This is a genomic window from Micromonospora sp. MW-13, from assembly GCF_003434305.1.
Taxonomy (GTDB): Bacteria; Actinomycetota; Actinomycetes; order Mycobacteriales; family Micromonosporaceae; genus Micromonospora.
In genome coordinates this window covers 40393-62835 of record NZ_QKKX01000042.1, presented here as the reverse complement: position 1 = coordinate 62835, position 22443 = coordinate 40393, and the positions used below count along the sequence as shown (strand labels likewise).

The 22443-nt window shown below is 72.5% G+C and carries 21 protein-coding genes; 14 read left to right on the top strand and 7 right to left on the bottom strand.

Annotated elements, in window-relative coordinates; all coding sequences use genetic code 11:
• The first annotated feature begins 46 nt into the window (after window positions 1-46).
• The 6 genes from whiA to C5N14_RS20460 all read left to right on the top strand — a co-directional run bounded on the left by whiA (window position 47) and on the right by C5N14_RS20460 (window position 5191).
• Complete coding sequence (whiA, locus tag C5N14_RS20485) at window positions 47-1027, top strand: DNA-binding protein WhiA (RefSeq protein ID WP_088999356.1); 981 nt, start codon at window positions 47-49, stop codon at window positions 1025-1027.
• Between the two features lie 336 nt (window positions 1028-1363).
• The gene (gap, locus tag C5N14_RS20480) at window positions 1364-2368 is read left to right on the top strand and encodes a type I glyceraldehyde-3-phosphate dehydrogenase (protein ID WP_117669735.1); all 1005 of its coding nucleotides are present in this window, start codon (window positions 1364-1366) and stop codon (window positions 2366-2368) included.
• Window positions 2365-3564 carry a phosphoglycerate kinase gene (gene pgk, locus C5N14_RS20475; protein WP_117669734.1) on the top strand — a complete coding sequence of 400 codons (1200 nt, stop codon included), beginning with the start codon at window positions 2365-2367 and terminating at the stop codon, window positions 3562-3564. Before gap ends, pgk begins: the two co-directional genes overlap by 4 nt.
• The gene (gene tpiA, locus C5N14_RS20470) at window positions 3564-4355 is read left to right on the top strand and encodes a triose-phosphate isomerase (RefSeq protein ID WP_117669733.1); all 792 of its coding nucleotides are present in this window, start codon (window positions 3564-3566) and stop codon (window positions 4353-4355) included. Before pgk ends, tpiA begins: the two co-directional genes overlap by 1 nt.
• 95 nt (window positions 4356-4450) lie before the next feature.
• Window positions 4451-4711, top strand: coding sequence for a preprotein translocase subunit SecG (gene secG / locus C5N14_RS20465; protein ID WP_117669732.1), 261 nt, complete (start codon window positions 4451-4453; stop codon window positions 4709-4711).
• Window positions 4712-4846: 135 nt separating this feature from the next.
• Window positions 4847-5191, top strand: a complete 345-nt coding sequence (locus tag C5N14_RS20460) for an RNA polymerase-binding protein RbpA (RefSeq protein ID WP_117669731.1) — start codon at window positions 4847-4849, stop codon at window positions 5189-5191.
• Window positions 5192-5271: 80 nt separating this feature from the next.
• On the opposite strand, the gene pgl is transcribed toward C5N14_RS20460, so the two are convergent.
• The 6 genes from pgl to tkt all read right to left on the bottom strand — a co-directional run bounded on the left by pgl (window position 5272) and on the right by tkt (window position 13827).
• Window positions 5272-6042 (bottom strand): 6-phosphogluconolactonase, encoded by a 771-nt coding sequence (gene pgl / locus C5N14_RS20455; RefSeq protein ID WP_117669730.1) that lies wholly within the window; start codon window positions 6040-6042, stop codon window positions 5272-5274.
• A 127-nt stretch (window positions 6043-6169) separates the two neighbouring features.
• Complete coding sequence (locus C5N14_RS20450) at window positions 6170-7186, bottom strand: glucose-6-phosphate dehydrogenase assembly protein OpcA (protein ID WP_117669729.1); 1017 nt, start codon at window positions 7184-7186, stop codon at window positions 6170-6172.
• A 31-nt stretch (window positions 7187-7217) separates the two neighbouring features.
• On the bottom strand, window positions 7218-8768 hold the full coding sequence (gene zwf / locus C5N14_RS20445) for a glucose-6-phosphate dehydrogenase (protein WP_117669728.1): 1551 nt from the start codon (window positions 8766-8768) through the stop codon (window positions 7218-7220).
• Window positions 8769-8770: 2 nt separating this feature from the next.
• Window positions 8771-10417, bottom strand: a complete 1647-nt coding sequence (locus C5N14_RS20440) for a glucose-6-phosphate isomerase (RefSeq protein WP_117669727.1) — start codon at window positions 10415-10417, stop codon at window positions 8771-8773.
• 76 nt (window positions 10418-10493) lie between these two features.
• A complete protein-coding gene (tal, locus tag C5N14_RS20435; RefSeq protein WP_117669726.1) occupies window positions 10494-11672 on the bottom strand; it encodes a transaldolase in 1179 nt (392 codons plus the stop codon).
• 16 nt (window positions 11673-11688) lie between these two features.
• Window positions 11689-13827 (bottom strand): transketolase, encoded by a 2139-nt coding sequence (gene tkt, locus C5N14_RS20430; protein ID WP_117669725.1) that lies wholly within the window; start codon window positions 13825-13827, stop codon window positions 11689-11691.
• 262 nt (window positions 13828-14089) lie between these two features.
• Here tkt and C5N14_RS20425 point away from each other — a divergent pair, with 262 nt between their 5' ends.
• The 3 genes from C5N14_RS20425 (at window position 14090) to C5N14_RS20415 (ending at window position 16714) form a co-directional block, all read left to right on the top strand.
• The gene (locus tag C5N14_RS20425; RefSeq protein ID WP_117669724.1) at window positions 14090-15049 is read left to right on the top strand and encodes a heme o synthase; all 960 of its coding nucleotides are present in this window, start codon (window positions 14090-14092) and stop codon (window positions 15047-15049) included.
• Window positions 15050-15456: 407 nt separating this feature from the next.
• Window positions 15457-15792 carry a hypothetical protein gene (locus C5N14_RS20420; RefSeq protein WP_117669723.1) on the top strand — a complete coding sequence of 112 codons (336 nt, stop codon included), beginning with the start codon at window positions 15457-15459 and terminating at the stop codon, window positions 15790-15792.
• A 7-nt stretch (window positions 15793-15799) separates the two neighbouring features.
• Entirely contained in the window at window positions 15800-16714 is a 915-nt protein-coding gene (locus C5N14_RS20415; RefSeq protein ID WP_117669722.1) for a RimK family alpha-L-glutamate ligase, read from the top strand.
• A gap of 81 nt (window positions 16715-16795) precedes the next feature.
• Here C5N14_RS20415 and C5N14_RS20410 read toward each other — a convergent pair whose 3' ends face one another.
• Entirely contained in the window at window positions 16796-17746 is a 951-nt protein-coding gene (locus C5N14_RS20410) for a heme A synthase (protein ID WP_117669721.1), read from the bottom strand.
• A gap of 116 nt (window positions 17747-17862) precedes the next feature.
• Between C5N14_RS20410 and C5N14_RS20405 the strand changes: the two genes are divergently transcribed.
• The 5 genes from C5N14_RS20405 to sufC all read left to right on the top strand — a co-directional run bounded on the left by C5N14_RS20405 (window position 17863) and on the right by sufC (window position 22436).
• A complete protein-coding gene (locus tag C5N14_RS20405) occupies window positions 17863-18669 on the top strand; it encodes a metalloregulator ArsR/SmtB family transcription factor (protein ID WP_117669720.1) in 807 nt (268 codons plus the stop codon).
• The gene (gene sufB / locus C5N14_RS20400; RefSeq protein ID WP_117669719.1) at window positions 18666-20096 is read left to right on the top strand and encodes a Fe-S cluster assembly protein SufB; all 1431 of its coding nucleotides are present in this window, start codon (window positions 18666-18668) and stop codon (window positions 20094-20096) included. The genes C5N14_RS20405 and sufB overlap by 4 nt, the downstream gene beginning before the upstream one ends.
• 98 nt (window positions 20097-20194) lie before the next feature.
• Window positions 20195-21337 (top strand): Fe-S cluster assembly protein SufD, encoded by a 1143-nt coding sequence (gene sufD, locus C5N14_RS20395; protein ID WP_117669718.1) that lies wholly within the window; start codon window positions 20195-20197, stop codon window positions 21335-21337.
• On the top strand, window positions 21337-21663 hold the full coding sequence (locus C5N14_RS20390) for a non-heme iron oxygenase ferredoxin subunit (protein ID WP_117669717.1): 327 nt from the start codon (window positions 21337-21339) through the stop codon (window positions 21661-21663). The genes sufD and C5N14_RS20390 overlap by 1 nt, the downstream gene beginning before the upstream one ends.
• Window positions 21663-22436: a Fe-S cluster assembly ATPase SufC gene (sufC, locus tag C5N14_RS20385; protein WP_117669716.1), complete on the top strand. Its 774-nt coding sequence runs from the start codon at window positions 21663-21665 to the stop codon at window positions 22434-22436. Before C5N14_RS20390 ends, sufC begins: the two co-directional genes overlap by 1 nt.
• Window positions 22437-22443: the final 7 nt, after the last annotated feature.

The following is a 22443-nucleotide window of genomic DNA, read 5'->3' as shown; positions in this document are numbered from 1 at the left end:
GTAATCTCCGGCGACACGCCGGAACCGGTCCGTGAGGGGGCGCACAATGGCGATGACGGCTGCGGTCAAGGACGAGCTGAGCCGGGTCGACGTGCCCAAGCCCTGCTGCCGGCGGGCGGAGATGGCGGCGCTGCTGCGCTTCGCCGGCGGGCTGCACATCGTCTCCGGTCGGGTGGTCGTGGAGGCCGAACTCGACACCGGGGCGGTGGCCCGGCGGCTGCGCCGGGAGATCGCCGAGGTCTACGGCTATCCCAGCGAGATCCACGTGCTCGCCTCCGGCGGGCTGCGCAAGGGCAGCCACTTCATCGTCCGGGTGGTCAAGGACGGCGAGGCCCTGGCCCGGCAGACCGGCCTGCTCGACGTCCGGGGCCGGCCGGTGCGGGGGCTGCCGCCGCACGTGGTGGCGGCCAACGTCTGCTGCGCGGTGTCCGCGTGGCGGGGGGCGTTCATGGCGCACGGCTCATTGACCGAGCCGGGCCGCTCCAGCGCCCTGGAGATCACCTGCCCCGGTCCGGAGTCGGCGCTGGCGCTGGTCGGCGCGGCCCGCCGGATCGGCATCACCGCGAAGAACCGCGAGGTGCGCGGCGTGGACCGGGTGGTGGTCAAGGACGGCGACGCCATCGCCGCGCTGCTCACCCGGATAGGAGCACACTCCAGCGTGCTGGCCTGGGAGGAGCGCCGGGTGCGCCGCGAGGTGCGGGCGACGGCCAACCGGCTGGCCAACTTCGACGACGCCAACCTGCGCCGCTCCGCGCGGGCCGCGGTGGCCGCCGCCGCCCGGGTGACCCGGGCCCTGGAGATCCTCGCCGAGGACGCCCCGAACCACCTCACCTCCGCCGGCCGGCTGCGCCTGGAGCACCGGCAGGCGTCCCTGGAGGAGCTGGGCGCGCTCGCCGACCCGCCGCTGACCAAGGACGCCATCGCCGGGCGGATCCGCCGGCTGCTGGCGCTGGCCGACAAGCGGGCCCGTGACCTGGGCATCCCTGATACCGAAGCGGCCGTCACGCCCGACATGCTCGTGGTCTGATAGGACGGTGGCGGTAGGCGGACGGCGGCGCGCGCGGCGGCGGGCGTCGGCCCGTCCCGCCGACCGTCGTCCGGTCGGGCGCCGGCCCGGTGACGCGAAGCGGATCACCACCCGCCGCAGCGCGCCGCCGCGTGCTCGGATAGGGTCGCTGGGTACGGCAAGGGGGCCGGCACAGGCACTCCTCGCCGTGCACACCGCCTCCGGCGGTCAGGGTCTTGCCGACCGCGGCGGGGTGGCCGACATGAACTGGCAACGGCCGGCTGCAACGGCCGGCGCACATCACCTCGCCGGCCCGAAGCTGACGCCGGCGGATCAGAACGCGAGGAGACGGGACCTGTGACCATCCGGGTTGGCATCAACGGCTTCGGCCGCATCGGCCGCAACTTCTTCCGGGCCGTGCTGGCGTCCGGCGCGGACATCGAGGTCGTGGCCGTCAACGACCTGACCGACAACGCGACGCTCGCCCACCTGCTCAAGTACGACAGCATCCTGGGCCGCCTCCCGCAGGAGGTCAAGGCGACCGACGACGAGATCACCGTGGGCGGCCACACCATCAAGGCGTACGCCGAGAGGGACCCGGCGAAGCTGCCCTGGGGCGAGGCCGGCGTGGACGTGGTCATCGAGTCCACGGGCTTCTTCACCGACGCCACCAAGGCGAAGGCGCACGTCGCCGGCGGGGCCAAGAAGGTCATCATCTCCGCCCCGGCGAAGAACGAGGACGTCACGGTCGTCATGGGCGTCAACCAGGACCAGTACGACCCGGCCAAGCACACGATCATCTCGAACGCCTCCTGCACCACCAACTGCCTCGCCCCGATGGCGAAGGTGCTGCACGACACGTTCGGCATCCAGCACGGCCTGATGACGACCATCCACGCGTACACCCAGGACCAGAACCTCCAGGACGCGCCGCACTCGGACCTGCGCCGCGCCCGGGCCGCCGCGCTGAACATCGTCCCGACCTCCACCGGCGCCGCGAAGGCCATCGGCCTGGTGCTGCCGGAGCTGAAGGGCAAGCTCGACGGGTACGCGCTGCGGGTGCCGATCCCGACCGGCTCGACCACCGACCTCACGGTCAACGTCAACCGGGAGACCACGGTGGACGAGGTCAACGCCGCGCTGAAGGCCGCCGCCGAGGGCCCGCTCAAGGGCATCCTGGTCTACAACGAGGACCCGATCGTCTCCTCGGACATCGTCACCGACCCGGCGTCCTGCATCTTCGACGCGCCGCTGACCAAGGTCGTCGGCAACCAGGTCAAGGTCGTCGGCTGGTACGACAACGAGTGGGGCTACTCGAACCGCCTGGTCGACCTGGTCAAGCTGGTGGGTCAGTCGCTGTGACCATCCGCAACCTCGACGACCTGCTCGCCGAGGGGGTGTCGGGTCGGCGCGTGCTGGTGCGCGCCGACCTGAACGTCCCGCTCGACAAGCAGACCGGCGCCATCACGGATGATGGCCGGATCCGCGCGGTGCTGCCGACGCTGACCGCCCTGACCGGGGCCGGCGCGAAGGTGGTGGTCTTCTCGCACCTGGGCCGCCCGAAGGGCGCGCCGGACCCGCAGTTCAGCCTCCGCCCGGTCGCGGCCCGCCTCGGCGAGCTGCTCGGCGCGCAGGTCCGGTTCGCCGAGGACACCGTCGGCGACTCCGCCCGGTCCGCGGTCGACGCGCTCGCCGACGGCGAGGTCGCCCTGCTGGAGAACCTCCGCTTCAACAAGGGGGAGACCAGCAAGGACGACGCCGAGCGGGGCGCGTTCGCCGACCAGCTCGCCGCCCTCGGCGAGGCGTACGTCGACGACGCGTTCGGCGCGGTGCACCGCAAGCACGCCAGCGTCTTCGACGTGCCGGCCCGGCTGCCGCACGTCGCGGGCCGGCTGGTGCTGCGCGAGGTGGAGGTGCTGGCGAAGCTCGCCGGCGAGCCGGAGCGGCCATACGTGGTGGTGCTGGGCGGCTCCAAGGTCTCCGACAAGCTCGCGGTGATCGAGGCGCTGCTGCCGAAGGTCGACCGGCTGCTCATCGGCGGCGGGATGTGCTTCACCTTCCTCAAGGCCCAGGGCCACGAGGTGGGCACCTCGCTGCTGGAGGGGGAGATGGTGGAGACCTGCCGCAACCTCCTGGAGCGGTCCGCGGGCAAGATCATGCTCCCGGTCGACGTGGTGGTGGCGGACGCCTTCGCCCCCGACGCGGCGCACGACACGGTCCGCGCCGACGGCATCCCCAGCCACCGGCTGGGCCTGGACATCGGCCCGGAGACGGTGGCCGGTTTCGCGGCGGCCCTGTCCGAGGCGAAGACGATCTTCTGGAACGGGCCGATGGGCGTGTTCGAGATGCCGGCCTTCGCCAACGGCACCCGCGGCGTCGCCGAGGCGATCACCAAGACCGACGCGTTCAGCGTGGTCGGCGGCGGCGACTCCGCCGCGGCGGTGCGCGCCCTCGGGCTGGACGAGTCGTCCTTCGGGCACATCTCCACCGGCGGCGGCGCCTCCCTGGAGTACCTGGAGGGCAAGACCCTCCCCGGCATCGCGGCGCTGGAGGACTGATGGCGGCGATCACCCGCCGGCCGCTGATGGCCGGCAACTGGAAGATGAACCTCAACCACCTCGAGGCCAACCTGCTGGTGCAGAAGCTGGCCGCGAGCCTGACCGAGAAGCAGCTCACCGACGTCGAGTGCGTCGTGCTGCCGCCCTTCACCGACCTGCGCACCGTGCAGACCGCGGTGGACGGCGACAAGCTGCTGATCGGCTACGGCGGGCAGGACGTGTCGCCGTACCAGTCGGGGGCGTACACCGGGGAGATCTCCGGGGCGATGCTGGCGAAGCTCGGCTGCACGTACGTGGTGGTCGGGCACTCCGAGCGGCGGCAGTACCACCACGAGGACGACGCGCTGGTCAACGACAAGGTGGCCGCCGCGCTGGCCAACGGGCTCACCCCGATCCTGTGCATCGGGGAGGGGCTGGAGGTCCGCGAGCAGCTCCGGCACGTGCCGCACTGCTGCGACCAGCTCGACGGCGCGCTGCGGGGGCTCACCCGCGAGCAGGTCACCAAGGTCGTCGTGGCGTACGAGCCGGTCTGGGCGATCGGGACGGGCAAGACGGCCACCCCCGAGGACGCCCAGGAGGTGTGCGGGGAGGTCCGCAAGCGGCTGGTCGAGACCTTCGACCAGGCGACCGCGGACCAGGTCCGGATCCTCTACGGCGGGTCGGTGAAATCCTCGAACGTCGCCTCGATCATGGCCCAGCCGGACGTGGACGGGGCCCTGGTCGGCGGCGCGAGCCTGGACGCCGAGGAATTCGCCAAGATCTGCCGGTTCCCGGAGCACCTCAGCCGCTGACCGGTCGCTATCCTTGACTCCGCCCGTCCGTCGGTCGGTGCCGCAGTGCCCGACCTGTCCGGGCGAGGATCGCTACGAGAGGACTGACCCCAGCCATGCCGATCTGGTTCGCATACACGTTGATCGTGTTGCTGACGATCACGAGCGTCATGCTCACCATGCTCATCCTGCTGCACCGCGGTAAGGGCGGTGGGATGTCGAGCATGTTTGGCGGTGGGGTCAGCTCAAGCCTCGCCGGCTCCTCGGTGGCCGAGAAGAACCTCGACCGCTACACGGTCCTGGTGGGCATCGTCTGGTTCGCCTGCATCGTCGGGCTGGGGCTGTGGCTGCGCCTCCAGCTCGGCAGCGGGGCCTGAGGGCGAGCCCGCCGAGTCGTACAATCTGCGCGCGGTCCGTCACCGACGGGCCGCGCGCAGGTGTTTTCCCGCTGCACCGCGTCGCCCGCCGCCCGCCCGAGCGGCGGTCCCCTCCGACGACAGGAGCGAGCAGCCGTGGCGAGTGGCAACCTGATCCGGGGCGCCCGGACCGGATCCGGCCCGGAACGCTTCAACGAGCGGCACGCGCCGGCCCCGCGCCGGTCGGTCACCTACTGGTGCCGCAACGACCACCGGATCGACGTCCCGATCGCGGCGGAGGCCGAGCCCCCGCCGCTGTGGGACTGCCCCCACTGCGGGGTCCCGGCCGGCCGGGACCCGGGCAACCCGCCGGGCCGGGCGCGCCCGGAGCCCTACAAGACCCACCTGGCGTACGTGAAGGAGCGGCGCACCCCGGAGGAGGGGGAGGCCCTGCTGGCTGAGGCCCTGGCCGCCCTGCACCGTCGCCGGGGCGGGGCCTGAGCGCAGCCGGGTACGGGGACCCGCCCGCCCGGACACGCGCAAAAAAGCCCCCGCGGCCGGCGGGGGCCCTTGCGTACGCCTCAGCGCAGGCTGCGCAGCCGGGGCGGGACGTCGGCCGCCGCCGCCCGGTCCAGCAGCCAGAGGGTGCGCCCGACGCCCTGCACCCCGGCCGCCGGGAGCTGCACCGGCCCGGCCCCGGTCAGGGCCATGCCGACCGCGCGGGCCTTGTCGGCGCCGCTGGCGACCAGCCAGACCTCCTCGGCGGTGTTGATCGCCGGGAGGGTGAGCGTGGTGCGCACCGGCGGCGGCTTGGGGCTGCCCCGCACGGCGCTGACCGGCCGGCTGTCGTGGTGCACGGGGTGCTCCGGGAAGACCGAGGCGACGTGCCCGTCCTCGCCCACGCCGAGCATCAGCACGTCGAAGTGGGGTAGCGCGGCGTTCCCGGGGCGGGCCGCCCGGGCCAGCTCGGCGGCGTACCCGGCGGCGGCGGCCTCCGGGTCGGCCCCGGCCGGGCCGTCGGACGCCGGCATCGGGTGCACCCGGGCCGGGTCCAGCGGCATCGCGTCCAGCAGCGCCGCCCGGGCCTGCGTCTCGTTGCGCTCCGGGTCCCCGGCGGGCAGGAACCGCTCGTCGCCCCACCAGACGTCGACCCGGGACCAGTCGACCGCGTCCCGCGCCGGCAGCGCGGCCACCGCCCGGTACACGGCCGCGGCGATCCGACCGCCGGTCAGCACCACCGATGCCTGCCCGCGGTCCGCCTGCGCGTCGAGCAGCTTCACCAGCAACCGGGCCGCCACCGCCTGCGCCAGCAGGTCGGCGTCGGCGTGGACGGCGACACTCGCCTCGCTCATGTGTTGTGCCTTCGTCTCCGGACCGCCCGCGCGGTCCCCTGTTCGTCGTGCCCGGGGGCCGGCGGCCCTCCGTCGCGCGGCCCGGTGGACGGGCCGGCGGGCCGGACCCGGCCCGCCGGCGCCGTCGTCAGGGCGTCGCGCTGGTACCGGCGTGGGCAGTGACCCCCGCCTCGGCCCGCTTCGCGGTCGCCGGGTCCTTCCAGACGTGCACCCGCTGGCCGGGCCGCTCGTCCAGCCCGGAGACGCCGGCCATCGCGCCCAGCGCCTCGGCGTAGACCTGGTCGGCGTCCAGCCGGCGCAGCTCCTCGGCCAGCTCGTCGCCGAGCGGCCGGCGGACCAACGGCAACTGGCGGTCGTCCTGCCCGGTGCGCCGGAACGTGGCCAGGCTGTCCTCCCGGGTGAGGGTGAGCACGTCGCCGTTGGCGCAGCTCAGCTGCACCTCCCGCATCCGGGGGGACTCGTCGCTGGGCTCCCAGCGCGGGGTGATCCCGAGCCGGCTGCCCAGCCAGCCGCACATCAGCGCGGCCGTCGGGTCGGTCGGCGGGGCCACCACCCGGGCCTCGGTGACCCGTGCCTGGGTGGTGTCGAACGCGCCGGCCACCAGGGTCCGCCACGGGGTGATCCGGGTCCACGCCAGGTCGGTGTCCCCCGGGGCGTAGTCCCGGGCCCGCTGGCGCAGCGCCTCGATCGGGTCGACGGCCTGCGCCGTGTCGGTGATCCGCCGGTCGGCGACCACGCCGAGGAAGTCCGTCGCGATCTCCGCCGGCGGCTCGCCGTGCCACCACGTCACCACCGGCACGTCCGGCACCAGCAGCGGCATCACCACCGACTCGGCGTGCAGCGCCAGCCGGCCGTACATCCGGGTGACCACCGCCTCGCACGGGCCGAGCCGGCCGCCGACGACGATCTCCGCGTCCAGCCGGTTGCGGTCGCGCTCGACGTCGGTGCGGACCACCACGAGCAGCCGGCACGGGTGGGCGGCGGCGGCGATGGTCGCCGCCGCCTCCGCCTCGCGGACCCGCTTCTCGTCGACCACCACGATCAGGGTGAGCGCCATGCCGCTGGCCACCCCGCCCGCGCTGCGCCGCTCGGCGGCGAGCGCCTTGACCACCTCGTTGCCGGTGGTGTCCCACAGCCCGATCAATGGAACCTCCTGGTTCGCTCGCTGTGCTCGCTCACGCTCTCCGCCACGCCCGGCCCTCGCGGGCCAGCATCTCGTCGGCGGCCCGGGGCCCCCACTCGCCGGCCCGGTACGGCTCCGGCTTCGTGCCCTCCCAGGCGTGCTCCAGCGGGTCCACCACCGCCCAGCTCTGCTCGACCTCGGCGGCGTCGGGGAAGAGGGTACGGTCGCCGATCAGCACGTCAAGCACCAGCCGCTCGTACGCCTCGGGGCTGGACTCGGTGAACGCCTCGCCGTACTGGAAGTCCATCGCGATGTCGCGGACCTCCATCGTGGTGCCCGGCACCTTCGAGCCGAACTTCAGCACCACGCCCTCGTCCGGCTGCACCCGGATGACGAGCTGGTTGTTGCCGAGCATCTCCATGTCGGCCTCGTCGAACGGCAGGTGTGGGGCCTTCTTGAACATGATGGCGACCTCGGTCACCCGCCGGGGCAGCCGCTTGCCGGCCCGGATGTAGAACGGCACCCCCGCCCAGCGGCGGTTCTGGATGCCCAGCTCCACGGCCACGTACGTCTCCGTGGTGGAGTCCGCCGGGACGCCCTCCTCGTCGAGGTAGCCGACTGCCCGCTGCCCGCCGACCCAGCCGGGCAGGTACTGCCCGCGCACGGTGCCCTCGGAGACGTCCTTCGGCAGGGTGATCGCCTTGAGCACCTTCAGCTTCTCGGCCCGGATCTCGTCGGCGTCGAAGCTGGTCGGCTCCTCCATCGCCACCAGCGCCAGGAGCTGGAGCAGGTGGTTCTGGAGCACGTCGCGGGCGGTGCCGACCGAGTCGTAGAAGCCGGCCCGGGTGCCGATGCCGACGTCCTCGGCCATGGTGATCTGCACCGAGTCGACGTACTTGGAGTTCCACAGCGGCTCGAACAGGCTGTTGGCGAACCGCAGGGCCAGGATGTTCTGGACGGTCTCCTTGCCCAGGTAGTGGTCGATCCGGAAGACGTCCTGCCGGGTGAACACGTCGTCGACGAGGTCGTTGAGTTCCTTCGCCGAGGGCAGGTCGTGCCCGAACGGCTTCTCCACCACCACCCGGCGCCAGCCGCCGCACTTGTCGTTGTCGGCCATCCCGGTGCGGGCGAGCTGCTTGAGCACGACGGGGAACGCCGCCGGGGGGATGGAGAAGTAGAACGCCGCGTTGCCGTGGATGCCGTGGGTGCCACGCAGCTCGTCCAGGGTCCGGTTGAGCTGGTCGAAGGCGGCGTCGTCGTCGAACGAGCCGCCGACGAACTTGATGTTGCCGGCCAGCCGGGCCCAGACCTCCTCCCGCCAGGGTGTCCGGGCGTGTTGCTTGGCCGCCTCGTGGGCCACCGACTCGAAGTCGCCGTCGCCCCAGTCACGCCGGGCGAAGCCCAGGACCACGAAACCGGGTGGCAGCAGCCCCCGGTTCGCCAGGTCGTAGACCGCCGGTAGCAGCTTCTTCCGCGCCAGGTCACCGGTCACCCCGAAGATCACCAGAGCGCAGGGCTCCGGGATCCGCGGCAGCCGCCGGTCCTGTGCGTCGCGCAGCGGGTTCACGCCGCCTCCTCGCTCCGCTGGTGTCACGTCGTCCATCGTCAGGTTCGTAGTTGCCGGACCGCGTCGAGCAGCTGGGCCACTCCCGCCACCCGGTCGGTCAGGTGCAGCCGCAGCACCGGGCGACCCCGGCCGGCCAGGGCCTGCCGGTCGCCCGCGGCCTGGGCCGCCTGGAGTTCACCGAAGGAGTACGGCTTCCCGGGCACATGCAGATCATTGTCGACGGTACCGGTCACCTGGAGGTAACGGCCCACCTGAGGACCGCCCTTGTGGTATTGGCCGGTGGAGTGCAGCAAGCGCGGCCCCCAGCCGAAGGTGACCGGCCGCCCGGCCGCCCCGGCGAGCAGCGGACGCAGCCGGGCCGCGTCGGCGTCGGCGAACCGGTCCAGGTACGCCAGCACGGCGAGGTAGCCGTCGCCGACGCCGTCGAGCAGGTGGCGCAGCGCGCCGGCCAGGTCGCCGGGGCTGCCCGCCGGGGCGTACACCTCGATCGCGTCCGCGGTCGACGACGGTGGCTCCGCCGGCGCGGTCGAGGCCAGGATGCGGGCGGTGTTCTCCTTGCTCTCGGTGACGTCCGGCTGGTCGAACGGGTTCACCCCGAGCACCGCGCCGGCCACCGCCGTGGCGTACTCCCAGGTCAGGAACTGGGCGCCCAGCGGACCGTTGACCGCGACGTCCGGCACACAGCCGCCGCCGGGAACGGCCCCGGGGGACAGCGCCCCGCCGTAGCTGACGGTGAGCACGTCCGGGCCGGTGCCGCCGGGGGCGTCGGGGGACTCCAGCACGACCGGCAGGATGCCGAGGCCGGACTTGCCGGTGGACTCGGCGAGCAACTGCTCGATCCAGTCGCCGAGCCCGTCGATGCCGGTGCCGTCGCCGATCAGGGCGACCTTGTCCCGACCCCCGGTGGCCGCCGCGCCGAGGGCCGCGCCCAGCGCCAGGCCGGGGTTGTCGGTGTCCCGGGCCAGTGACTCCGACAGCGCCTCGGCCTGGTCGAGCAGCTCGGTCACCTCGACCCCGGCCAGCGCCGCGGGCACCAGCCCGAACGCGGTCAGCGCCGAGTACCGGCCGCCCACCCGCGGGTCGGCGAGCACGGTGACCGCGCCCAGCTCGGCGGCGACGGACTCCAGCGGGGAGCCCGGGTCGGTGACCACCACGAAGTGCCGGCCGGCCTCCGCCTCGGTCATCCCGGCGTCGAGGAACGCCCGCAGGTACGCCCGCCGGTGGCTGTCGGTCTCCACCGTGCCGCCGGACTTGCTGGCCAGCACCACCACGGTGCGCTCCAGCCGGTCGGCCAGCGCCGCCCGGACCTGGCCCGGGTCGGTGGTGTCCAGCACGGTCAGCGGCCGGCCCAGGGTGCGGGTGATCACCTCGGGGGCCAGCGACGAGCCGCCCATCCCGGCGAGCACCACGTGGTCCAGGTCCGCCAGCTCGGCGGTCAGCTCGGCGAGCTGGGGGAGCAGCTCCCGGCTGCGCCGGTGGGTGTCCAGCCAGCCGAGCCGGGTCGCCGCCTCGGCCTCGGCCGCCGGCCCCCACAGCGTGGGGTCCTTCGCGGCCAGTCTCGCCGGGACGCCCCGGCTGACCAGGGCGTCCCGGGTCGACGCGGGTGCGGACCGGTCGACCGCGTCCGCGCCGTGCACGACCAGCCCGGCGGACGCGTCCGCTGGGCCGGCGAGCAGGTCGCTCACGGGGCCGTCCCGTACCGCCGACCGGCGGCACGGGACGCCCCGGGGCGGTGCCCCGGGGCGCGTCCGCGAGCGTCGGTCACGCGTTGCCGCCGGCATGCTGGGCGGCCTGCGCGTTGCCCTCGGCGGCCTGGCCGGGCCGCCCGGTGCCCCGGCCCGCCGCGGCGAGCGACTTGCGCACCCCGTCGAGCAGCTCCAGCCAGCTCGCCTCGAACTTCTCCACGCCCTCCCGCTCCAGGGTGGCGATCACGTCGGACATGTCGACGCCGACCGACTCCAGGTCGGTGAAGACCCCGCGGGCCGCGTCGTACGCGCCGGTGATGGTGTCGGCACGGGTCTCGCCGTGGTCGGCGTACGCGTGGATGACCGACTCCGGCATCGTGTTGACCGTGCCGGGAGCGATCAGCTCCTCGACGTAGATGACGTCCCGGTAGTCCGGGTTCTTCGTCGAGGTGGACGCCCACAGCGGGCGCTGCGGGTGGGCGCCCGCGTCGGCCAGGGCCTGCCACCGGTCGGAGGAGAAGACCTCGCCGTAGCGCTCGTACGCGAGCTGGGCGTTGGCCACGGCGGCCTTGCCGCGCAGCGCCTTGGCCTCGGCCGAGCCGATCTTCTCCAGCCGCTTGTCGACCTCGGAGTCGACCCGGGAGACGAAGAACGACGCCACCGAGCCGATCTTGGACAGGTCGTGGCCGTTCGCCCGCGCCTGCTCCAGGCCCGCGAGGAACGCCTCCATCACCTGCGAGTAGCGGTCCAGGCCGAAGATCAGCGTGACGTTGACGCTGATCCCCTCGGCCAGGGTCGCGGTGATCGCCGGCAGGCCCGCCTCGGTGGCCGGGATCTTGATGAACAGGTTCGGCCGGTCGACCAGCCACCACAGCGCCTTGGCCTCGGCGACCGTCTTGTCGGTCTCGTGGGCCAGCCGGGGGTCCACCTCGATGGAGACCCGGCCGTCGACGCCCTGGCTGCCGTCGTGCGACGGGCGCATCACGTCGCACGCCCACCGCACGTCGTACGTGGTGAGCATGCGCACCGCCTCCTCCACCTCCACTCCCCGGGTGGCGAGGTCACGGAGCTGCCAGTCGTACTCGTCGGCGTCGGCGAGCGCCTTGGCGAAGATCGTCGGATTGGTGGTCACCCCGACCACGTGCTTCTCCCGGCGGAGCTGGTCCAGTCCGCCGGAGCTCAGCCGTACCCGGGAGAGATCGTCGAGCCAGACCGCCACCCCGGCGGCGGTGAGCTCGCTAAGCCTGTCCGTCATGCCGTCCACGCTCCCCTCAGTTGCCGGTCGCGAAACCGGTGATGTCGCCCACCCGGGTCAGCACCGCGTGGGCGGCGGCGACGATCCGGTCGGGGGTGAACCCGAACTGCTCGAAGAGCACGGAGTGCGGGGCGCTCGCGCCGTAGTGCTCCAGGCTGACGCTCTCGCCGGAGTCGCCGACGATCCCGCGCCAGGACATGCCGATGCCCGCCTCCACGCTCACCCGTGCCTTTACCCCGCGGGGCAGGACCGAGTCCCGGTACGCCTCGTCCTGCGCGAAGAACCACTCCTGGCACGGCATCGACACCACCCGGGTGGGGGTGCCGTCGGCCTCCAGCCGCTCCCGGGCGGTGAGGCAGAGCTGCACCTCGGAGCCCGTGCCGACGATGATCACCTGCGGCTTGCCGGTGGACGCCTCGGCCAGCACGTAGCCGCCCTTGGTGACGCCCTCGGCGCTGGCCAGGGTCGACCGGTCCAAGGTCGGCAGCGGCTGCCGGCTCAGCGCCAGCGCGGTCGGCCGGTCGGTGTGCTCCAGGGCCTGCCGCCACGCCCAGGCGGTCTCGTTGGCGTCGGCCGGCCGGACCACGTCCAGGCCGGGGATGGCCCGCAGCGCGGTCAGGTGCTCCACCGGCTGGTGGGTCGGGCCGTCCTCGCCGAGGCCGATCGAGTCGTGCGTCCAGACGTAGACCACCGGCAGCTTCATCAGCGCGGCGAGCCGCACCGACGGGCGCATGTAGTCGCTGAACACCAGGAAGGTGCCGCCGTACGGGCGGGTGCCGCCGTGCAGGGAGATGCCGTTGAGGATCGCGCCCATGGCGTGCTCGCGGATGCCGAAGTGCAGCGTGCGGCCGTACTCGTGGCCCGGGAAGTCCTTGGTCGCGTGCACCGCCGGGACGAACGACGGCTCGCCCTTCATGGTGGTGTTGTTGCTCTCCGCCAGGTCGGCCGAGCCGCCCCACAGCTCGGGCAGCACCGGGGCGAGGGCCTCCAGCACCTTGCCGGACGCGGCCCGGGTGGCGACGCCCTTGGCGTCAGCCGGGAAGGTCGGCAGCGCCTCGGTCCAGCCCTGCGGCAGTACCCGCCGGGACATCCGGTCCCACAGCGCCTTGCGCTCCGGGTTGGCCTTCGCCCAGTCCGCGTACGCCTTCTCCCACTCCTGCTGGGCCTGCGCGCCGCGCTCCAGCACCCGGCGGGCGTGGCGCAGGACCTCCTCGTCGACCTCGAAGCTCTGCGCTGGGTCGAAGCCGAGGAGCTGCTTGGTGGCGGCCACCTCGTCGGCGCCCAGCGCCGAGCCGTGGATCTTGCCGGTGTTCTGCTTGTTGGGGGCGGGCCAGCCGATGATGGTGCGCAGCGCGACGAAGGAGGGACGGCCGGTCTCGGCCTTCGCCGCCAGCAGCGCCCGGTGCAGCGCCTCGACGTCCTCGTGGTAGTCGCCCTGGTCGGCGTCGCCGGTGCGCCAGTCGACGGTCTGCACGTGCCAGCCGTACGCCTCGTAGCGGGCCGCGACGTCCTCGCTCTTGGCGATGCGGGTGTCGTCCTCGATCGAGATCTCGTTGTCGTCGTAGATCACCGTGAGGTTGCCGAGCTGCTGGTGCCCGGCGAGCGCGCTGACCTCGTGGCTGATGCCCTCCTCGATGTCGCCGTCCGAGGCGATGCACCAGATGTCGTGGTCGAAGACCGACGCGCCGGCCTCGGACTCCGGGTCGAACAGGCCGCGCTCGCGGCGGGCCGCCATCGCCATGCCGACCGCGTTGCCCAGGCCCTGGCCGAGCGGGCCGGTGGTGGTCTCCACGCCCGGGGTGTGCCCGTGCTCCGGGTGGCCCGGGGTGAGCGAGCCCCACTGCCGCAGCGCCTTGAGGTCGTCGAGGGCCAGCGGGTACCCGGAGAGGAAGAGCTGGATGTAGAGGGTCAGGCTGGAGTGGCCGGCGGACAGCACGAACCGGTCCCGACCCGCCCAGTTGGGGTCGGTCGGGTTGTGCCGGATCACCCGGTTGAAAAGCAGGTACGCCGCGGGCGCGAGGCTCATCGCGGTGCCGGGGTGGCCGTTGCCGGATTTCTCCACGGCGTCCATGGCCAGCACACGGACGAGGTCGACGGCCCGGCGGTCGAGGTCGGACCAGTTGAGTGCGGGTTGCTCGGGTCGGTTGGCAGCCACGATGGTTGTGCTCCTCGGCAGTTGGGCGGAACCCTCAGTGATGACCCTATCGAGCGGCACTAAACGTGCGCCCAGGGATCTCTGCATGCTGGTCTGTGCGGGTCCGACCGGATCGGCCGTTCCACCTGGGTGTGACGGCCCGCACCGTTGTCGGGTCGCGCGGGCAGCCAAAACGACAACGCGTAGTGTGTGGGTCGGTGCGTGGGCCCGGACGGGTCCGACCGACCCGACCCCCCCTGCCGACGCCGGAAGGTGGCAATCCGTGAGCATGATCACCGAGCGCCCCGTCAGCAACTCTGCCGGGCAGCCGCCGGTGCGCACGGTGACCGAGGCGCCGGCCTCGCCCCGGCGGGACGTCCGGGCGGTGGTCTCGGCGTACGTCTCGCTGACCAAGCCGCGCATCGTGGAGCTGCTGCTCGTCACCACCGTTCCGGCGATGATGCTGGCCCAGGGCGGGCTGCCGTCGCTGTGGCTGATGGCGGTGGTGCTGGTGGGCGGCTCGCTCGCCGCGGGCGCGGCCAGCGTGCTCAACTGCTACATCGACCGGGACATCGACCAGGTCATGCGGCGCACCAAGCGCCGCCCGCTGCCGACGCACACCGTCTCGCCGCGCAGCGCGCTGGTCTTCGGGCTGGTGCTGGCGGTGGTCTCGGTGGCCCTGATGGCCGCGTTCACCAACCTGCTGGCCGCCGGGCTGACCCTGGCCGCGATCGTCTACTACGACCTGGTCTACACGCTCTGGCTGAAGCGGACCACGGCGCAGAACACCTTCTGGGGCGGCGCCTGCGGGGCGGCCCCGGTGCTGATCGGCTGGGCCGCGGTGACCGGCTCGCTGGCCCCGGCGGCGTGGGCGTTGTTCGCGGTGGTCTTCTTCTGGCAGATGCCGCACTTCTACCCCCTCGCCATGAAGTACAAGGCCGACTACGCCCGCGCCGGCATCCCCATGCTGCCGGTGGTCGCCTCCACCCGCCGGGTCAACGCGGAGATCATCGGCTTCGCCTGGCTGACGCTGCTCTCCTCGCTGGCCGTCTGGCCGCTCGGGATGAGCGCCATCTACGGCGTCACGGCGCTGGTGTCCGGCGGGGTCTTCGTGTACGAGGCGCACAAGCTGTGCCGCCAGGTGGCCCGGGGCGGGGCGGTCAGGCCGATGCGGCTGTTCCACTGGTCGTACGTCTACCTGACCATCCTGTTCGCCGCCGTCGCCGTGGACGCCCTGATCTGACGGGGTCTCCGCAAGCCGCGGCCGGGGCCGTCGGTCCCCTCCCGCGCGGGTTCCCGCCCCCTCCAGCTTCCCGGCCCGCGCCGGTTGCCGCCCCGCCCGTGGATCCGGCGGTCCGGCCCCCCCGCCCGCAACGCCCACTTGGTCCACCGCCTCCCCGGCTGCCCCGACAAATCATCATCGTTGATGAGTTGTCCGTCTTTGGCGACCCATCGGAAAGAATTTCATCCTGAGTCGGGTTCGCTCAACCTGGGTGACAACGAGTAACTTTGCCCGGTGGCTTTGGCCGGAAAAGCCGGATAAGTCAGGGCGAATCACCTGTGGTTCTCCTTAAACAGTCGGGTAACGGGCATCACAAATAGTTCATGGTTCTCGCACGTCCCGAGGGAAGTCTGCTTAGGCTTCGCGTCATGGCAGATGGTTCCGATACGACGCTGACGGCCGACCAGACCGTCGCCGCGCAGGCCCCCAACGGCCTGGTCGCGGGCATCAGGTCGTTCGCCGACGGGCACGGCGGGGCGAAGGCGGTCATCGAGTACGTCGGCAAGCGCGGCGCGCGCATCGTCCTCGTGGGTTCCGACGGGGCCTGGGGCGACCAGTTCGCGGACGACACCGTGGTCGCGCGGGAGGCCTGTGCCCAGGCAGGTGTCGCCGTCGAGAACGCCTGGGAGCGTGAACTGATGGACCAGATGCGTCCCAGCAACGACCTCTGGCGGTCGATGGCCCGGCGCACGATGGCCCGTTGACACATAGATGACCGAACACCACCAGTCGACCCGGGGGGAACCCCGGGTCGCTCTCGTCACCTGCGCCGAGCTGTCCGACCTCGACCCGGACGACCGGCTCCTGCTCGCCCCGCTCACCGGGCACGGCGTCCGGGTGGCCGCCGCCGCCTGGGACGACCCGGCGGTCGACTGGGCCGCGTACGACCTGGTCGTGATCCGCTCGCCCTGGGACTACGCGCTGCGCCGCGACGAGTTCGTGGCCTGGGCCGACACCGTCCCCCGGCTGGTCAACCCGGCCGACGTGGTGCGCTGGAACACCGACAAGCGCTACCTCGGCGAACTTTCGGCCGCCGGCGTCCCCACCGTGCCGACCCGCTGGGTCCTGCCGGGGGAGAGCTGGGAGCCGCCCGCCACCCACGGCGAGTACGTCATCAAGCCGGCGGTCAGCGCCGGCAGCCAGGACACCGGCCGGTACGACCTGGCCGACCCCGGGCACCGCGAGCTGGCCACGGCCCACGTGCGGCGACTGGCGGGGGCCGGCCGGGTGACCATGGTCCAGCCGTACCTGGCGGCGGTGGACACCGCCGGGGAGACCGCGCTGCTGTACCTGGCCGGGCCGGACGGGCTCCGGTTCAGCCACGCGATCCGCAAGGGTCCGATGCTGACCGGCCCCGACCTGGGCGTCGACGGGCTGTACAAGGCCGAGGAGATCAGCTCCCGGGCGGCCGTCTCCGACCAGCTCGCCGTCGCCGAGCGGACGCTGGCGGCGGTGCCGGGCGGGCCGGAGCGCCTGCTCTACGCCCGGGTCGACCTCATCCCGGGCCCCGACGGGTCGCCCGTGCTGGTCGAGCTGGAACTGACCGAGCCGTCCCTGTTCCTCGGGTACGCCGACGGCGCCCCCGAGCGCCTGGCCGAAGCGATCGTCACCCACCTACCCCGCTGACCCCACCGTCCCCGTCCCGCCGTGCCCCGCCGTGCAAATTCCGAGAATCGGTTTGCGCGGCGGGGGTGGGGTGGGTGGTGGTTAGGCGGTGGCCGGGACGGGGGGCTCGGTCAGGGCCGGGGGCGCCGTCGACGGCGGGTGGGGCGGGTGGGGCTGCCGGGTTGACCACTGCACCCCGAGGGTGGCCAGCAGGACCAGGCACGAGCCGAGCATGTGCAGGGCGACCAGCACCGCCGGCAGGTGGGTGAAGTACTGGACGAAGCCGATCAGGCCCTGGCTCAGCTCCACCGCGACCAGCACCAGGGCGGCCCGTTCGGCCCGCCGGGCGCCGACCGCGCGGAACGCGAAGACCAGCGCCACCGAGAGTCCGATCAGCAGGAACACCCCGTCGGCGTGCACCTGCGAGATCGACTCCGGGTCGAGGCCGTTGCGGGCCGCGCCCTGGTCGCCCGCGTGCGGGCCGCTGCCGGTGACCCAGGTGCCGATCACCAGCACCGCGACGCTCACCACGGTGGTGACCAGCGTCAGCGCCCGTAGCGGCCCCGGCACCGTGGGCACCGCCGGGCCGTCCGGCTCGCCGATGCGTCGCCAGAGCGCGTACGCGACCGCGATCACCGCCATCGAGGCGAGGAAGTGCAGGCCGACCACCCACGGGTTCAGGTTGGTCAGCACGGTGAAGCCGCCGACCACCGCCTGCGCGGGGATGCCGAACAGCACCCCGATCGAGAGCGGCAGCAGGGCCCGCCGCCGCGCGCCGTGCAGCAGCACGCCCACCACCACGAGCAGCGCGATCGCGCCGACGGCGAAGGTGAGCAGCCGGTTGCCGAACTCGATGACGCCGTGCACGCCCATCTCGGCCGTCGTCCTGTACGACGCGTCGGTGCACCTGGGCCAGGTGGGGCAGCCGAGGCCGGACGCGGTCAGCCGGACCGCCCCGCCGGTGACGACGATGCCCACGTTCGCGATGATCGAGGCGAGCGCCAGGCGGCGCAGCAGGGTGGTGGAGACCGGGAACCGGACGGATCGCTTCACGGGCCAAATCCTACGCAACGTAGTGGAGCCCGATCGGGTGACTCCCGCCGTGCCGGTGGCTCGGATCACCGGTACCCGGATTGCGGGCCCCCGGCGAATTACGTAACGTTGCCGTTGTGAAAAACGCGGCGGCGCTGTCCGGGCGACAGCCGGCGACCGGTCCGGTCGCCGGTGCGTCCGTGCCCGCCGGTGCGCCAGTGGCCGCCGTCCCGGTGGCGTCCGCCGGTTCCGCCGCGACCGACCTCTCCACCCGTGACCGGGTGACCAAGCTGCTGCTGGAGCGGGGGGCGACCACCGCCGCGCAGCTCGGCTCGGCGCTCGGGCTCAGCCCGGCGGCGATCCGCCGGCACCTCGACGCAATGCTCGTCGACGGCGACGTGGTCGCCCGTGAGCAGACCGTGCGGGGCAGCCGGGGACGGGGCCGCCCCGCGAAGGTCTTCGTGCTGACCGACGCGGCCCGGGGCCGCTGCGGCACCCACCACTACGACAACATCGCCACCGCCGCCCTGCGCTGGATCGCCCGCAGCGGCGGTTCCGAGGCGGTGGAGGCGTTCGCGACCGACCAGGTCGTCGCCCTGGAGGACCGCTGCCGGGCCGCCATGGAGGACGCCGGCGACGACCCCCTGGCACGGGCCGAGGCACTCGCCGGGGCGCTGACCGCCGAGGGCTACGCTGCCAACGCGTCCACGATCGCCTCCGGCGGTCAGCTCTGCCAGCACCACTGCCCGGTGGCGCACGTGGCCGCCGAGTTCCCCCAGCTGTGCGAGGCCGAGACCGCGGTGATCTCCCGTCTGGTCGGCACCCACGTACAGCGCCTGGCCACCATCGCGCACGGCGACGGGGTGTGCACCACGCACATCCCCGCCCAGCCGGGGCGCGCCCAGTCCGGTAAGACCGTCACCACTGTGAGGACAGATATATGACCGAGCAGATCGTCCAGCCCCTGACCCAGGAGGAGCAGCTCGCCGCCCTCGGTCGCTACGAGTACGGCTGGGCCGACCCCGACGTTGCCGGGGCCACCGCCCAGCGCGGCCTCAACGAGGCGGTGGTGCGGGACATCTCGGCGAAGAAGAACGAGCCGGCCTGGATGCTCGACCTGCGGCTGAAGGGCCTGCGGCTGTTCGGCCGCAAGCCGATGCCGGCCTGGGGCGCGGACCTTACCGGGATCGACTTCGACAACATCAAGTACTTCGTCCGGTCCACCGAGAAGCAGGCCGCGAGCTGGGAGGACCTGCCCGAGGACATCAAGAACACCTACGACCGGCTGGGCATCCCCGAGGCGGAGAAGCAGCGGCTGGTCGCCGGTGTCGCGGCGCAGTACGAGTCCGAGGTCGTCTACCACAAGATCCGCGAGGACCTTGAGGAACAGGGCGTCGTCTTCCTGGACACGGACACCGCGCTGCGCGAGCACGAGGACATCTTCAAGGAGTACTTCGGCACGGTGATCCCGGTCGGCGACAACAAGTTCGCCGCGCTGAACACCTCCGTGTGGTCCGGCGGCTCGTTCATCTACGTGCCGAAGGGCGTGCACGTGGAGATCCCGCTCCAGGCGTACTTCCGGATCAACACCGAGAACATGGGCCAGTTCGAGCGGACCCTGATCATCGTCGACGAGGGCGCGTACGTGCACTACGTCGAGGGCTGCACCGCGCCGCTGTACTCCTCCGACTCGCTGCACAGCGCGGTCGTGGAGATCATCGTCAAGAAGAACGCCCGGTGCCGCTACACCACCATCCAGAACTGGTCGAACAACGTCTACAACCTGGTCACCAAGCGGGCCGTGTGCCACGAGGGCGCGACCATGGAGTGGGTCGACGGCAACATCGGCTCCAAGGTCACCATGAAGTACCCGGCGGTCTACATGACCGGCGAGCACGCCAAGGGCGAGGTGCTCTCGGTGGCGATGGCCGGCGAGGGCCAGCACCAGGACGCCGGCGCCAAGATGGTGCACGCCGCGCCGCACACCTCCTCCACCATCGTGTCGAAGTCGATCGCCCGGGGCGGCGGCCGGACCTCGTACCGGGGCCTGGTGCAGGTGCTGGAGGGCTCGCACCACAGCCGCAGCACCGTCAAGTGCGACGCGCTGCTGGTCGACACCATCTCCCGGTCGGACACCTACCCGTACGTCGACATCCGCGAGGACGACGTGTCGATGGGGCACGAGGCGACCGTTTCCAAGATCAGCGATGACCAGCTCTTCTACCTGATGAGCCGGGGGCTGAGCGAGGACGAGGCGATGGCGATGATCGTGCGCGGCTTCATCGAGCCGGTCGCCAAGGAGCTCCCGATGGAGTACGCCCTGGAGCTGAACCGCCTGATCGAGCTCCAGATGGAGGGCGCGGTCGGCTGACCCCGACCGCGAACCCGGACCCGTCGGGCCGGGCCGCGCGAACCCCGGCCCGCCCTCCGATCAATGACACCGTCGTCGCAGAACAGACCAAGGAAGAGATGACTATCCAGGCTTCCGCGCCGCCCAGCACCAAGTCGCAGGCGCTCCGCTCGTACGACGTCGCCGACTTCCCGGCCCTCACCGGCCTGGAGGAGGAGTGGCGCTTCACCCCGCTCAAGCGGCTGCGTGGGCTGGTCGGCGGGGCCCAGGCCGCGACCGGCACGGTCCGGCACGAGTACGGTGACCTGCCCTCCGGCGTCACCGTCTCCCGGATCACCAGGGACGATCCCCGGGTGGGCAGCGTGCTCACCCCGGTCGACCGGGTCAGCGCCCTGGCGTACGGCGGGGCCGGCGATGCGCTGCTGGTCGAGGTCGCCCGCGACGCGGTGGTCGGCGCGCCGGTGAGCCTGCGGGTCCTCGGCGCCGGCGCCGAGGCTCTGGCGTTCGGGCACACCGTCGTCGACGTGGGCCGGTTCGCCGAGGTGACCCTGGTGCTGGAGCACGTCGGCTCGGCGACACTGGCCGACAACGTCGAGGTGTCGGTGGCCGACGGGGCGAAGCTGACCCTGGTCACCGTGGCCGACTGGGCCGCCGACGCGGTGCAGGCCCAGCACCTGCGGGTGAAGCTCGGCCGGGACGCCAAGGTGGTGCACATCCAGGTCAGCCTGGGTGGCGACCTGGTCCGGCAGTACACCTCGGTGGAGTACACCGGCCGGGGCGGCGAGGCCGAGCTGTACGGCGTCTACTTCGCCGACGGCGGCCAGCACCTGGAACACCGCCAGCTCGTCGACCACAACGTGCCCGACTGCCGCAGCTACGTCGGCTACCGGGGCGCGTTGCAGGGCGCGGACGCGCACACGGTCTGGGTGGGTGACGTGCTGATCCGGGCCGAGGCGACCGGCACCGACACGTACGAGATCAACCGGAACCTGCTGCTCAGCGACGGCGCCCGCGCCGACTCCGTGCCGAACCTGGAGATCGAGACCGGCGAGATCGCCGGTGCCGGGCACGCCAGCGCGACCGGCCGCTTCGACGACGAGCAGCTTTTCTACCTGATGGCCCGGGGCATCCCGGAGGGCGAGGCCCGCCGACTGGTGGTCCGCGGCTTCTTCGCCGAGCTGATCAACAAGATCCCGGTCGAGGAACTGCGCGAGCGGCTCGGCGACGCGATCGAGGCCCGGCTGGCCAGGGCGGGGGCCTGATGATCCGGATCTGTGCCATCGAGGACGTGCCGAAGGGCACGGTGATCAGCGCCGACGTCGACGGCACGCAGATCGCCCTCGTGCACGGTGAGGACGACCAGTTCTACGCCGTGCACGACGAGTGCTCGCACGCCGCGGTCGCCCTCTCCGAGGGCGAGGTCGAGGGCTGCACGCTGGAATGCTGGCTGCACGGCTCCCGTTTCGACCTGCGTACCGGTGAGCCGACCGGGCTGCCCGCCACCGAACCCGTACCCGTCTACCCCGTCGAAGTCCGCGACGGCGACATCTACGTCAGTCTGACGCCGAGCAATGGAGTGACCCGATAATGAGCACCCTGGAGATCCGCGACCTGAAGGTGTCGGTCAAGCTGCCCGAGGGTGAGCTCAAGCCGATCCTGGCCGGCGTCGACCTGACCGTGCGCTCGGGTGAGACGCACGCCATCATGGGCCCGAACGGCTCCGGCAAGTCCACCCTGGCGTACTCCATCGCCGGCCACCCGAAGTACGAGATCACCGGCGGCTCGGTGACCCTGGACGGCTCCGACGTGCTCGCCATGTCCGTCGACGAGCGGGCCCGCGCCGGGCTGTTCCTGGCCATGCAGTACCCGGTCGAGGTCCCCGGCGTCTCGGTGGCCAACTTCCTGCGTACCGCCAAGACCGCGATCGACGGGGAGGCGCCGAAGCTGCGCACCTGGGGCGGCGAGCTGCGCGGCGCGATGGAGCGCCTCCAGATGGACCCGGCGTTCGCCCAGCGCAACGTCAACGAGGGCTTCTCCGGTGGCGAGAAGAAGCGGCACGAGATCGTGCAGCTCGAACTGCTCAAGCCGAAGATCGCGATCCTCGACGAGACCGACTCCGGCCTCGACGTCGATGCGCTGCGGGTGGTCAGCGAGGGCGTGAACCGGGTCCGCGACAACGGCGACACGGGCCTGCTGCTGATCACCCACTACACGCGCATCCTGCGCTACATCAAGCCGGACTTCGTGCACGTGTTCGTCGCCGGCCGGATCGTCGAGCAGGGCGGCCCGGAGCTGGCCGACAAGCTCGAGGACGAGGGCTACGAGCGGTACGCCGCCGGGGCCGGCTCGGCGCGGGCCTGAGGAAGGG